Origin of the sequence: Neorhizobium vignae, assembly GCF_000732195.1 — a bacterium.
Classification (GTDB): domain Bacteria; phylum Pseudomonadota; class Alphaproteobacteria; order Rhizobiales; family Rhizobiaceae; genus Neorhizobium; species Neorhizobium vignae.
This window is the reverse complement of record NZ_JNNU01000002.1, coordinates 904,137-916,680: the sequence shown is the minus strand read 5'-3', so window position 1 is coordinate 916,680 and position 12,544 is coordinate 904,137. Positions and strand designations below refer to the sequence as shown.

General features: G+C 63.6%; 9 protein-coding genes. All 9 read right to left on the bottom strand.

What is annotated here, in order from left to right:
* Positions 1 to 6: 6 nt before the first annotated feature.
* The 9 genes from cysG to GQ59_RS04495 all read right to left on the bottom strand — a co-directional run bounded on the left by cysG (position 7) and on the right by GQ59_RS04495 (position 12,539).
* On the bottom strand, positions 7 to 1,476 hold the full coding sequence (cysG, locus tag GQ59_RS04535; protein ID WP_037077879.1) for a siroheme synthase CysG: 1,470 nt from the start codon (positions 1,474 to 1,476) through the stop codon (positions 7 to 9).
* On the bottom strand, positions 1,448 to 4,123 hold the full coding sequence (locus tag GQ59_RS04530; protein ID WP_037078224.1) for a nitrate reductase: 2,676 nt from the start codon (positions 4,121 to 4,123) through the stop codon (positions 1,448 to 1,450). The genes cysG and GQ59_RS04530 overlap by 29 nt, the downstream gene beginning before the upstream one ends.
* 31 nt (positions 4,124 to 4,154) lie before the next feature.
* On the bottom strand, positions 4,155 to 5,006 hold the full coding sequence (locus GQ59_RS04525) for a formate/nitrite transporter family protein (protein ID WP_037077876.1): 852 nt from the start codon (positions 5,004 to 5,006) through the stop codon (positions 4,155 to 4,157).
* 48 nt (positions 5,007 to 5,054) lie between these two features.
* A complete protein-coding gene (nirD, locus tag GQ59_RS04520; protein WP_152564228.1) occupies positions 5,055 to 5,390 on the bottom strand; it encodes a nitrite reductase small subunit NirD in 336 nt (111 codons plus the stop codon).
* Between the two features lie 4 nt (positions 5,391 to 5,394).
* Entirely contained in the window at positions 5,395 to 7,845 is a 2,451-nt protein-coding gene (gene nirB, locus GQ59_RS04515; RefSeq protein ID WP_037077873.1) for a nitrite reductase large subunit NirB, read from the bottom strand.
* A gap of 5 nt (positions 7,846 to 7,850) precedes the next feature.
* Positions 7,851 to 8,648, bottom strand: coding sequence for an ABC transporter ATP-binding protein (locus GQ59_RS04510; RefSeq protein ID WP_007757702.1), 798 nt, complete (start codon positions 8,646 to 8,648; stop codon positions 7,851 to 7,853).
* Positions 8,649 to 8,658: 10 nt separating this feature from the next.
* Positions 8,659 to 9,552, bottom strand: coding sequence for a nitrate ABC transporter permease (ntrB, locus tag GQ59_RS04505; RefSeq protein ID WP_037077870.1), 894 nt, complete (start codon positions 9,550 to 9,552; stop codon positions 8,659 to 8,661).
* Between the two features lie 62 nt (positions 9,553 to 9,614).
* Positions 9,615 to 10,913 (bottom strand): CmpA/NrtA family ABC transporter substrate-binding protein, encoded by a 1,299-nt coding sequence (locus tag GQ59_RS04500; RefSeq protein WP_037077868.1) that lies wholly within the window; start codon positions 10,911 to 10,913, stop codon positions 9,615 to 9,617.
* 348 nt (positions 10,914 to 11,261) lie between these two features.
* Complete coding sequence (locus tag GQ59_RS04495; RefSeq protein WP_174459603.1) at positions 11,262 to 12,539, bottom strand: CmpA/NrtA family ABC transporter substrate-binding protein; 1,278 nt, start codon at positions 12,537 to 12,539, stop codon at positions 11,262 to 11,264.
* Between the last annotated feature and the right edge of the window lie 5 nt (positions 12,540 to 12,544).

The window sequence follows — 12,544 nt, the reverse complement described above, 5'->3', positions numbered from 1 at the left end:
TTTTTGTCAGGCGCTTGCCGCGGTCTGGTCGCTCCACTGCGCGGAGTTGGCAAAATCAGCCTTGCGAAATACGTGGCCGATGCCGATCAGCACGGGTTCGTCGATGCCGATCTCCGCCATGGCCGCGGCCATTTCGCTCAGCCGTCCGGCCCAGCGCCGCTCGTTCGGCCGCGTCACTGCGCTGACGATCACGACCGGCATGTCGTGCGTCATGCCGGCGTCCGTCAGCTTGCTGACGATCTCGCCCGCCGTGCGCCCTGCCATGTAATAGATGGTCGTGGTTCGCGGGTCCGCGAGGCTTTTCCAGTCCAGATTGTCGGGCAGCACGCCTTTGCGCGAATGACCGGTGACGAAACGGACGCCCTGGGCATGGTCGCGATGGGTCAGCGACACGCCGAGCCGCGAGGCCATGGCGCTTGCCGAAGTGATGCCCGGCACGACATCGACGGGGATGCCTGCCCGCTCCAGGCAGGCGATTTCCTCGCCGGCGCGGCCAAAGACCATCGGGTCGCCGGACTTCAGGCGGACGACGCGCTTGCCGGCCTTGGCGAACTTCACCAGCATGTCGTTGATGTCTTCCTGGCGGCAGCTTACCCGGCCACCGCGTTTTCCCACCAGCATCCGTTTCGCCTCGCGGCGCGCAAGTTCCAGCACCTCGTCGGAGACGAGATCGTCGAACAGGATGACGTCGGCCGCCTGCAGGGCGCGCACTGCCTTCAGCGTCAGAAGTTCGGCATCGCCGGGGCCGGCGCCGACAAGGGTGACACGGCCCTTCTGGGCCGAGGATGCGACGCGGCCGGCGTCGGCGAGAATATCGGCTTCGCTGCCCGATCCCGGTTCGCTGCCGAAGGCGCGGTCCACGAAACGTTCCCAGAAGGCTCTTCGCTGCGGGCCGGGCGTCAGGCGGTCGTTGATCTTTTCCCTGAGCGACTGGGCGAGTTCCGCCCAATTTTTCAACGAGGCCGGCAGCAGGGTCTCGATACGACGGCGGATCGCCTGCGCCAGGATCGGCGCCGCGCCATCGGTTGAAATGGAAACGACGACCGGCGAGCGGTTGACGATCGAACCGAACTGGAACTGGCAGAAGGCGGGTTTGTCGATGACGTTGACCGGCACGCCGGCCGCGCGGGCGGCCTCGAAGAAGGCTCGCGCCTCGTCCTCATCTTCGCAATCCCCGATCGCAATCGCGGCGCCTTCGAAAATCGAAGTGTTCCACGCCTGCGGGTGATGGATGAACTCGCCCTTCGGATGTTCCGCGCCGCGTCCGATCAGCTTCCCGAATGTCTCGGAAAGCTGCTGCGCATAGACATGCACCTGCGCTCCGCAGGCAGCGAGAAGCTCGGCCTTCCAGGCAGCGGCATCCGAGCCGCCGGCGACGACGACGCGGCGGCCCTCGAGCGCCCAGAAGACCGGAAGTTTGGCGAGTGGCGCCATGCGGGCGGGCATTTCATTCCGCGGCGGCTGCAAGACATCCATCGATGATCCCCCTGATTTCAGCGCGGCAGGAGCCGCAATTGGTGCCGGCATTGGTTGCTTTCCCGACCGCCTCGACGCTGTGACAGCCGCCTCGCACGGCGCCGATGATCCGGTTGACGCCGACCGAAAAGCAGGAGCAGACGGTGGCGCCGGGATCCGGCTGGTCGGCCCCGGGGCGCCCGGCGACGATGGCGAAGCGTTTGCGCAGGTCGGCGTGTTCCACGGCAAGTTGGCCGATCGCCCAGTTGCGTGCGACGGCGACCGGCTCGTTCGCGAGGAAAAGGGCGGCAAGCAGCTTTCCGCCGTCGAAGAAAGCGAGGCGCAGATCGCCGGATTGACGGTCGGCATAACCCAGCGGCTCGATCCCGGCCGGAATGCCGAATGTTCCCCGGCACCACGTTACCCAATCCTCGACCGGGTCAGCGAACGCGAGTTCGATCCGCCAGCCGGTCTCGGCCTTGGCGAGCGCCCAGTAATCTGCCTGTGGGTTCAAAGGCTTGGAGGCGGAAACCGCAAAGCCGTAGACGCAAGCGGCGAATGGCCGGGCGGCGATCGCGACGTTCTTCGACGCCGGCTGGCCGGAAAAGGGGTCGGTGACGGGTGCGACCAGCGCATCGATGCGCGCCTTTGCGGCGAACTGGTCGTTCCAGTGCATCGGCACGAAGATGTTTCCGCGGGCCTGGCGTTCGGTCACCAGCGCCCGGACGATGGCCTTGCCATGCGGGCTTTCGAGTTCGACCAGGCCGGCGCCGCGAATGCCGAGTTCCATCGCATCGCGCGGATGGAGTTCAGCGAAAGGCTCTGCGATATGGCCGGAAAGCCTGGCACTTTTGGCTGTCCGCGTCATCGTGTGCCAATGGTCGCGGACGCGGCCGGTGTTCAGCGTCAGCGGGTATTTTTCGTCGGTGCGGTCGGTGGCCGGAGCCTGGACGGGGATGAAACGTGCCTTGCGATCCGGATGGAAGAAGCCGCCATCCGCGAAGAAGCGTTTGTCGCCATCCCTCGGGAGGGCAGGATTTTCCTGCGCAGCGGGCCACTGAAAGGGCCCGAGTGCGTCGTATCCCTCTTTGCCGATTTCAACACACGCTCCGATATCGAAATCCCGACTGCCCTCATTCTCGAAGGCCGAAAGCGCCGCATGCTCGGCAAAAATATCGGCGGGTGTTTGATAGTCGAAACCGGCAAAGCCCATCCGCCGGCCGACCTCTGCCATCTGCCACCAATCGGCCCTGGCCTCGCCGGGCGCGGACAGAAACCAGCGCTGGCGGGAGATGCGGCGCTCGGAATTGGTGACCGTGCCGTCCTTTTCCCCCCAGCCGAGCGAGGGCAGCAGAACATGCGCGTGGCGGGCGGTGTCGGTGTCTCGAAGAATGTCGGAGACCACCACGAAAGGACAAGCCTTGATGGCGGCCTCGACCGCATCGGCATCCGGCATCGAAACGACCGGATTGGTGGCCATGACCCACAGCGCCTTGATCCGCCCTTCGGCGACGGCGCGGAACATGTCGACGGCCTTCAGGCCCGGCTTTTCGGCGATCCGCGGAGAGGCCCAGAAGCGCTGCACCCGGTCGCGATCCTCGGCGCTTTCGATCGCCATATGGGCAGCGAGCATGTTGGCGAGCCCGCCGACCTCCCGGCCGCCCATGGCGTTCGGCTGGCCGGTCAGCGAAAACGGACCCATACCCAGCCGGCCGATGCGGCCGGTCGCGAGGTGACAGTTGATGATGGCGTTGACCTTGTCGGTGCCCGACGACGACTGGTTGACGCCCTGGCTGTAGCAGGTGACCACCTTCTCGGTCGTCTCGAACAGGCGGAAGAATTCGCGGAGCTGCATGGCGGGAAGGCCGGTGCGCTCCATGAGCTCGCTGAACGAAAGTGCTGCCGCCGCCGTGAAAGCTTCGCCAAACCCTTGCGTATGTGCGGCGATATAGTTCTGGTCGATCGTCGGGCCTTGTGCGAGATGGGCGAGCAGGCCCATGAACAGCGCCACGTCGCCATCCGGCCGGATGCCTAGATGCAGGTCGGCGATGTCGCAGGTCATCGTCCGGCGCGGATCGATGACGACGATCTTCATGCCCGGCCGCGCGGTCTTGGCCGCAGCCAGTCGCTGGTAGATCACCGGATGGCACCAGGCGAGGTTGGAGCCGGTCAGGATCACCAGATCGGCGAGCTCGATGTCCTCGTAGGTGCCGGGAACGGTGTCTGATCCGAAGGCGCGGCGGTGGCCGGCGACGGAGGACGACATGCAAAGTCTTGAATTCGTATCGATATTGCCCGAACCGATGAACCCCTTCATCAGCTTGTTGGCGACATAGTAATCCTCGGTCAGCAACTGGCCGGAGACGTAGAAGGCGACCGAATCCGGCCCGTGTTCGGCAATGGTTTGCGAGAATTTCTGGGCGACGAGATCGAGCGCCTCGTCCCAATCCGCCTGCCGCCCCCCGATTTCGGGCAAGAGCACGCGTCCGTCGAGATCGATGGTTTCGGCGAGCGCTGAGCCCTTCGAGCAGAGCCGGCCGAAATTGGCCGGATGCTCGGGATCGCCCTTGACCGTCACGGCGCCAGAGTCCGCCACTGTGGCGATCACGCCGCAGCCGACGCCGCAATAGGGGCAGGTCGTCCTGGTGGTGGTTCCACCCGCCTGCATTTCCGTTTCCAGAAGGCCCGCCCCCATCGGTTCACTCCGCCGGAACGACGGCAGGATTGACGATACGGCCAGCCGGAACTCTCTGCTTGCCGCTCTTTCGGCCATGGGTCGAGTAGAGCGTCAGACCGACGAAGGTGAGACCGCCGACAAGATTGCCGATGACGGTCGGGATCTCGTTCCAGATCAGATAGTCCATGATCGAGAACTTGCCGCCGAGCAGCAGGCCCGACGGGAACAGGAACATGTTCACGATGGAATGTTCGAAGCCCATGTAGAAGAAGAGCATGATCGGCATCCACATGCCGATGACCTTGCCGGATACGGAGGTCGACATCATCGCGGCGACGACACCCGTCGAAACCATCCAGTTGCAGAGAACGCCGCGGATGAAGAGCGTCAGCATGCCCGCTGCGCCATGAGAGGCATATCCGAGCGTGCGGCCTTCGCCGATGTGGCCGATCCTCTGGCCAACCTCGTTCGGCGCCTCGCTGAAGCCGAAGGTGAAGATGATCGCCATCATCACCGCAACGAGGAAGGCGCCGGCGAAATTGCCGATGAAGACGAGTGTCCAGTTCCGCAGCACGCCGCCGGCGGTCGCTCCCGGCCGCTTGTCGATCAGGGCGAGAGGCGCAAGCGTGAAGACGCCCGTCAGGAGATCGAAGCCCATCAGATAGAGGAGGCAGAAGCCGACCGGGAAGAGGACCGCGCCGGCAAGCGCGTTGCCGGTCTGCACCGTGATGGTCACGGCGAAGGCGGCGGAAAGCGCAAGAATGGCGCCCGCCATGAAAGCCCGGATCAGGGTGTCGCGCGTGGACATGAAGATCTTCGCCTCGCCGGCGTCGATCATCTTCGTCACGAATTCCGCGGGTGTCACATAGGACATTTTTTTCTCGTCTCCCTAGAGCTTAGTCGTTTGAAATGGCCGCCCCGTTTATTCGGCAGCGGCCAGCTGTTCTTCGAGTGCCATGAAGATGTCTTCGCCGCGCAGTTCGAGCCGGATGGTCCGGACCGAACCTTCGTCGGCGCCGAGCGCCTTGCCGGTTTCGAGCGAGATCACCCAGTTGTGGAGCGGGCACGTCACCGAGGTGCCGTGGACGATGCCCTGGCTGAGCGGCCCGCCTTTGTGGGGGCAGTGGTCCTCGATGGCGAAGACCTCGTTGGCGGCGGTGCGGAACACACCGATCTTGCCTTGGGGCGTCTTCACGCAGCGCGCGCCGCGGAGCGGAATGTCGGTCAGCTTGCCGATTGCGATCCAGTTCATGTCCATCTCCTCATTCGGCTGCATGCGAATAACCGACCGTCGCCATCGGCCGGAACTCGTGTTTGTCCTTGCCGGAGACGCGCTCCGACCAGGGATCGACCTGCGCGAATTTCTGGGAGAAGACGAAGCGCTCGTAATAGGCCTGGCGCTTCTCCGTATCGGTCATGATCTGGCGGCGGATCTCGTCGAGACCGATGCGCTTTGCCCATTTGTAGATGCGCTCGAGATAGCGGCCCTGTTCGCGATACATCTGGGTGAGGGCGACGATGTATTCGAGCGCCTCGTCCTCGGTCTTCACCAGCCCGAGCACTTCCGTGCCCTTGATGTCGAGGCCCGCAGCGCCGGCGAAATGGATCTCGAAGCCGGAATCGACGCAGATGACGCCGATGTCCTTGCAGGTCGCTTCGGCGCAGTTTCGCGGACACCCGGAGACGGCCATCTTCAGCTTCGCCGGTGTCCAGGAGCCCCACATGAATTTCTCGATGCGGATGCCGAGGCCGGTTGAATCCTGCGTGCCGAAACGGCACCAATCGGAGCCGACGCAGGTCTTCACGGTGCGCAGGCCCTTGGCATAGGCCTGGCCGGAGATGAAGCCGGCCTTGCCGAGATCGGCCCAGACGGCGGGCAGGTCTTCCTTCTCGATGCCGAGAAGGTCGATGCGCTGGCCGCCGGTGACCTTCACCATCGGGATCTCGAACTTGTCGACCACGTCGGCGATCGCCCTCAATTCCTGCGAATTGGTGACGCCGCCCCACATCCGCGGCACGACGGAATAGGTGCCGTCCTTCTGGATGTTGGCGTGGACGCGTTCGTTGATGTAACGCGACTGGTAGTCGTCGGCATATTCATCCGGCCAGTCGCAGACGAGGTTGTAGTTGAGCGCCGGGCGGCACTTGGCGCAGCCGCAGGAGGTTTTCCATTCGAGTTCCTGCATGACCGCCGGGATGGTCTTCAGGCCCTTCGCCTTGATCAGGCGGCGGACGTCGTCATGGCCGAACTCGGTGCAGGTGCACATCGGCTGCACGGCCTTCGGATTGTAGGCGTCACCAAGCGTGATCGCCATCAGCTGTTCGACGAGGCCGGTGCAGGTGCCGCAGGAGGCGGAAGCCTTGGTGTGGGCACGCACGTCGTCGAGCGATGTCAGGCCCTTCGCGGTGATGGTCGAGGTGATCTTGCCCTTGCAGACGCCGTTGCAGCCGCAGATTTCCGCATCATCCGGCAAGGCTGCAACGGCCGCCATAGGGTCCAGCGGGGACCCTCCCTGGTAAGCCTGGCCGAAGATCAGCGTGTCGCGCATCTCCGAGATATCGGTCGCCTTCTTCTTCAGGTCGTTGAACCAGGCGCCGTCGGAGGTCTCGCCGTAAAGAACCGTGCCGATGATGCGGTTGTCCTTCAGGACGAGGCGCTTGTAGATGCCGGCGGTGGCGTCGCGAAGCACGATTTCCTGCCGGTCGTCACCATCGGCGAAGTCGCCGAGCGAATAGAGGTCGATGCCGGTGACCTTGAGCTTGGTCGGCGTGTCGGAATGCACGAAGGCCGGTTTTGTGTCGCCGGCCAGGTGGGACGCGGCGACGCGGGCCATCTCGTAGAGCGGCGCGACAAGGCCATAGACCATGCCGCCGACTTCGGCGCATTCGCCGATGGAATAGATGTCGCCGTCCGAAGTCTGCATGCCGGCATCGACGACGATGCCGCGGTTGACCGCGAGGCCTGCTTCCTTGGCAAGCCCGGCGCTCGGGCGGATGCCGACGGCCATGACCACCAGCGTCGCCGGAATGATCGTGCCGTTGTCGAGTTCGACGCCCTCGACCTTGCCATTGCCGATGATCGCCTTGGTATTGGCCTTGCAGATCACCTTGATGCCGCGTTCCTCGACGGCCTTCTGCAGGAGGTAGCCGGCGGCCGGATCGAGCTGGCGCTCCATCAGCGTCGGCATAACATGGAGCACCGTCACATCCATGCCGCGCTGGGCAAGGCCGGCGGCTGCTTCAAGGCCGAGCAGGCCGCCGCCGATGACCACTGCCTTTTCGCGCGACTGGGCGGCGAGCAGCATGGCCTGGACGTCGTCAAGGTCGCGATAGGTGATGACGCCCGGCAGGTCCTTGCCCGGTACGGGGATGATGAAGGGCACGGAGCCGGTGGCGATCACCAGCTTGTCATAGCTTTCGGTGACGCCATGATCGGAGGTGACGGTCTTGGCGGCACGGTCGATCGCGACGATCTTGTGGCCCTTGTAGAGCGTGATGCCGTGGTCGATGTACCAGCCGTCGCCATGGATGACGATCTGCTCGAAGCTCTTTTCGCCGGAGAGAACCGGCGAGAGCATGATGCGGTCGTAGTTGACGCGCGGTTCGGCGTTGAAGATCGTCACTTCGTAGCGGCCAGGCGCCTGTTCGAAGAGGTGTTCCAGCATGCGCCCCGGCGCCATGCCATTGCCGATGATAACGAGTTTTTCTGTCATGGTTCTTACTCCGCGGCTTCGACGAAGCGGTGGCGTTCGTAGAGGAATTTCAGCACCGCCTCGCGGCACTTGAGATATGTCCGGTCGGAGGCGAGCTCGATGCGGTTGCGCGGGCGCGGGATCGGCACGTCGAGCACTTCGCCGATCTTGGCGGCCGGGCCGTTGGTCATCATCACGATACGGTCGGACAGCAGCACGGCCTCGTCGACATCGTGGGTAATCATCACCATCGTGTTGCCGAGACGGCTGTGGATCTCCATGACCGCATCCTGCAGATGGGCGCGCGTCAGGGCGTCGAGGGCGCCGAAGGGCTCGTCAAGCAGCAGGATTTTCGGTTCCATGGACAGAGCCCGGGCAATGCCGACACGCTGCTTCATGCCACCGGAGATTTCCGCCGGGCGCTTGTCCTTGGCATGGGCCATCTGGACCAGGTCCAGGTTTTCCATGACCCAGTCATGCCGCTGCGCCTTGGTCTTGGTGCGGCCAAAGACTTTGGAGACGGCCAGGTTGACGTTTTCGTAGACCGTCAGCCAGGGCAGCAGCGAATGGTTCTGGAAAACGACGGCGCGTTCCGGACCCGGTGCGTTGACCTCACGGTTTTCGAGCAGCACAGCGCCCGCCGAGACGGGCGTCAGCCCGGCAATGAGGTTAAGCAGCGTGGACTTGCCGCAGCCGGAATGGCCGATGATCGAGACGAATTCCGCCTTGGAGATCGTCAGGTTGATGTCCTTCAGAACCTCGGCGCGATTGCCGCCGCGGTCGAAATGCTTGTCGATATGGTCGAGCTTGAGATAGGCGTTCATGGTCCGCTCCTCAGTTTGCCGAAGCGCCGCGGGTGATGATCTTGCCGAGCGCGGAAACCAGCTTGTCGAGGGCGAAACCGACAATGCCGATATAGGCGAGCGCGACGATGATGTCGGGCAGGCGCGACGAGTTCCACGCATCCCAGATGAAGAAGCCGATGCCGACGCCGCCGGTGAGCATCTCGGCTGCGACGATGGCGAGCCAGGAGAGGCCGACGCCGATCCTCAGGCCCGTGAAGATGTACGGCGCGGCCGACGGCAGCATGATCTTGAAGAAGAATTCGATCTGGTTCAGCCGCAGCACCTGCGCGACGTTGCGGTAGTCCTGCGGGATGTTGCGCACCCCGACGGCGGTGTTGATGATGACCGGCCAGATCGAGGTGATGAAGATCACGAAGATCGCAGAGGGGCTCGAATCCTGGAAGGCTGCGAGCGACAGCGGCAGCCAGGCGAGCGGCGGCACGGTGCGCAATACCTGGAAGATCGGGTCGAGACCGCGCATCGCCCAGATCGATTGTCCGATGATCGCACCGACGATGACCCCGGTCACGGCGGCGAGGCCAAACCCGTAGGCGACGCGCTGCAGCGAGACCAGTACCCGCCAGCCGAGCCCTATATCCTGCGAACCGTAGACGAAGAACGGATAGGCGATCAGGTCATAGGCCTCGGTCCAGACCACATGCGGCGAGGGGAGCGAGGCATCCGGCGCCGAACAGAGGACCTGCCAGACAAGCAGGATCAGCGCCAGCACGACGACCGGCGGCACCACGTTGCGGAGCACCGTCATGCCGATCTGCCTGAAATCGATCCTCGATACGGGCTTGCCGGAAAAGGGGACGATATTGGCTGCCGGCTTTGCGGTAGCGACTGCGGGTACATTTTCTTTTTTTGCCAGGGCGGACATCGGCGCGCTCCTTAGAAAGGGAAAAGGCCGGCGCGTGCGTCCACGCGCCGGAGGTGGGGAAATCAGGACGCCGCCTTGATCGAAAGGCTGTCGAGATAGGCCGAGGGGTTTTCCGGATCGAAGACCTTGCCGTCGAAGAAGGTCTCCTTGCCACGCGAAGAAGAAGCCGGGATGTCTGCTGCCGCGACCCCGAGATCCTTGGCGGCGGCGCGCCAGATGTCCTCGCGGTTCACCTGGTTGACCAGCGCCTTGATGTCGGTATTGGCCGGCAGGTAACCCCAGCGGATGTTCTCTGCCATGAACCAGGCGTCATGGCTCTTGAACGGGAAGGACGCATTGTCCTTCCAGAATTTCATGAACAGGCTGGTGCCCTTCACGTCGCGGCCGTTGCCGTAGTTGATGTCGCCCTTCAAACGGCCAAGGACGTCCTTCGACGGCACGTTGAACCACTGGCGACGCCCGAGGATGTCGGCCATCTCTTCCTTGTTGGCCATGCTGTCTGCCCATTGCTGGGCTTCCATGACGGCCATCAGCAGGGCCTTGGCGGCGTTCGGGTTCTTCTCGATCCAGTCGGCGCGCAGGCCCAGCGCCTTTTCCGGATGGCCCTTCCAGAGTTCGCCGGTGGTGGCCGCCGTGAAGCCGATGCCCTGGTTGACGAGCTGTTCGTTCCAGGGTTCGCCCACACAGAAGACGTCCATGTTGCCGACCTTCATGTTTGCCACCATCTGCGGCGGCGGCACGACGATGGTCGAGACGTCCTTGTTGGGGTCGATGCCGCCGGCGGCGAGCCAGTAGCGGATCCAGAGATCATGGGTGCCGCCCGGGAAGGTCATCGCCGCTTTGATTTCCTTGCCTTCGGCCTTCTTCTTCTCGAACGCCGTCTTCAGCTTGGATGCGTCGAGCTGCACGCCGGTTTCGGCATATTCCTTGGCGACAGAAATGCCCTGGCTGTCGAGGTTGAGGCGGGCGAGGATCGCCATCGGTACGGGCTTGTTGTTCTGGGTCACCTTGCCGGTGTGCATCAGGTAGGGAAGTGGCGAGAGGATATGGGCGCCGTCGATGCCGTTCGCGGCACCGCCGAGCACGAGGTTGTCGCGGGTCGCACCCCAGGAGGCCTGTTTGGCGACATCGACGTCCGGCATGCCATATTTTTCGAAAAGACCCTTTTCCTTGGCGATGATCAGCGGCGCGGCGTCGGTGAGGGCGATGTAGCCGAGCTTGATGCCCTTGACTTCCGGGCCGGCCGCGGCTGCGAAGGCGCCGGACGGGAATGCGGTCTTGACGGCGCCGACTAGGGCGGCGGTGGCGGTGGTCTTGATCAGGCTGCGACGGGTGATGCCGGTCGTCAAAATCTTGGTCATGCGCAGGTTCCCTCTGCTGGTTCTTAGGAATTAGGCACAAAAAAAACGCCGCTCGGAGATCGCGCGCCTGGGAACTGGGATGAGTTCCGGGCAGCAAAAACCTTGCGACGTCGATGTCTTTGGAAGCGCTTATCACGCGCCTATCTGCTCCAGTCGCCATTGACGGGAGCAGTTTCTAATAAGCAAAGGTCGTGCCAGTTTTCGATCGACCTGCTAGATCGCTGAAAAACAACAGAATTTCGGTTCTGAAAGTTTTGGCTTAAATTGTCATCAGCTTATCGCGCTGCAATATTTTTGTGCGATTGCCAAACTGAGGGCGCCAAATGCTGTGCAGCGCTTGCCGGAATTTCAGACGTCCTGACGGTCGGAACGGGCAGCGGGAGAGCTTCGGACGGCGAAATCCCGGACGTAATCCATCATGTTCGAGGGGTCGAACACATGGCCGTCCATGAAGCGGTCACCGCTTCGGTCCCCTTCGATGCCGACGTCCGGTTCCGTCGGGCCGATGCCAAGCGCGGCCCGGTAGAGATCGGGGCGATAGGCCTCAGCCGCGGACCGCAGGCCTTGTTCGCTGAATTCGATCTGACCCCAGCGGATCATCTGGCTGTAGAGCCACAGTGCATGGCTCGGCCGCGGATAGTTGGCAAATCCGCGGTGGAAGGTGAAATAGTCGGCGATGACGCGGCGATTGCCCTTGGCATCCAGGTTGAACGCACCCGAGAGGACGTGGCGGATGATATCGACCGGCGCTGCGATGAAACGGGGTCCCGCGAGCACTTCGGCGAGCGCGTCGTGGTTTTCGGCCCTGTCGCACCAGCGGGCCGCGGCATCGAGCGCGACGATGAGACGGGAGACGGTTTCGGGATGGCTTTCCGCCCATTCCGGCCGCATGGCGAGCACTTTTTCCGGTGCCGAGGGCCAGATATCCTGCTTGGCGGCGACAATCCGGCCGACCCCGCGTTCGGATGCGACCATGTTCCACGGCGCGCCGACACAGAAGCCGTCGATGGCGCCGGCTGCCAGTGCGTCGGAGGTCATCGGCGGGGGCACGACGACGAGTTTTACGTCCCTGTCCGGGTCTATTCCGCCGGCGGCAAGCCAGTAGCGGAATTCGTAATTATGGGAGGAGAAGGGATAGGTCACGCCGAACATCGGCAGTGCTTCGCCGCGTTCCCTCATCGCTTCGAGCACGCTGGCGAGCGCCTTTGCGTTCTCCAGGGCGCCTGCGGTTTCCGATATCCCGCCCACCTCGCGCATGCGCTCGAAAAGCCGCGTCGAAAGAGTGATCGCATTGCCGCCGCGGCCGAGCGAAAACGGCGTGACGGTGGGCGAGGGGTTGGAACCGAGCCCCAGCATGGAGGCGACCGGCATCGGCGACAGCATGTGGGCGACGTCGAACTGGCGGAAGGCGAGGCGGTCGCGGACATTGGCCCAGGACACGTCCTTGACGAGATCGAGGGTCAGTCCCTCCTTCGCGGCAAAGCCGAATTCGGCGGCGGCGATCAGCACGGACGCGTCGACCAGCGGGATGAACCCGGCGCGCAGGACCTTCGGCCCCTCGCCGTTCGAACGGGCAGGCGCGGAGAGGTTGCTTCCGGATCGGTCGGTCTTCATCATCATGTTCACTCCGG

What these genes read in the sequence shown, in the direction of transcription:
- cysG (WP_037077879.1), bottom strand. Translation starts at nt 1,476, where the DNA reads ATGGATGTCTTGCAGCCGCCGCGGAATGAAATGCCCGCCCGCATGGCG.
- GQ59_RS04510 (WP_007757702.1), bottom strand. Translation starts at nt 8,648, where the DNA reads ATGAACGCCTATCTCAAGCTCGACCATATCGACAAGCATTTCGACCGC.
- ntrB (WP_037077870.1), bottom strand. Translation starts at nt 9,552, where the DNA reads ATGTCCGCCCTGGCAAAAAAAGAAAATGTACCCGCAGTCGCTACCGCA.
- GQ59_RS04500 (WP_037077868.1), bottom strand. Translation starts at nt 10,913, where the DNA reads ATGACCAAGATTTTGACGACCGGCATCACCCGTCGCAGCCTGATCAAG.
- GQ59_RS04530 (WP_037078224.1), bottom strand. Translation starts at nt 4,123, where the DNA reads ATGCAGGCGGGTGGAACCACCACCAGGACGACCTGCCCCTATTGCGGC.
- nirB (WP_037077873.1), bottom strand. Translation starts at nt 7,845, where the DNA reads ATGACAGAAAAACTCGTTATCATCGGCAATGGCATGGCGCCGGGGCGC.
- GQ59_RS04525 (WP_037077876.1), bottom strand. Translation starts at nt 5,006, where the DNA reads ATGTCCTATGTGACACCCGCGGAATTCGTGACGAAGATGATCGACGCC.
- nirD (WP_152564228.1), bottom strand. Translation starts at nt 5,390, where the DNA reads ATGGACATGAACTGGATCGCAATCGGCAAGCTGACCGACATTCCGCTC.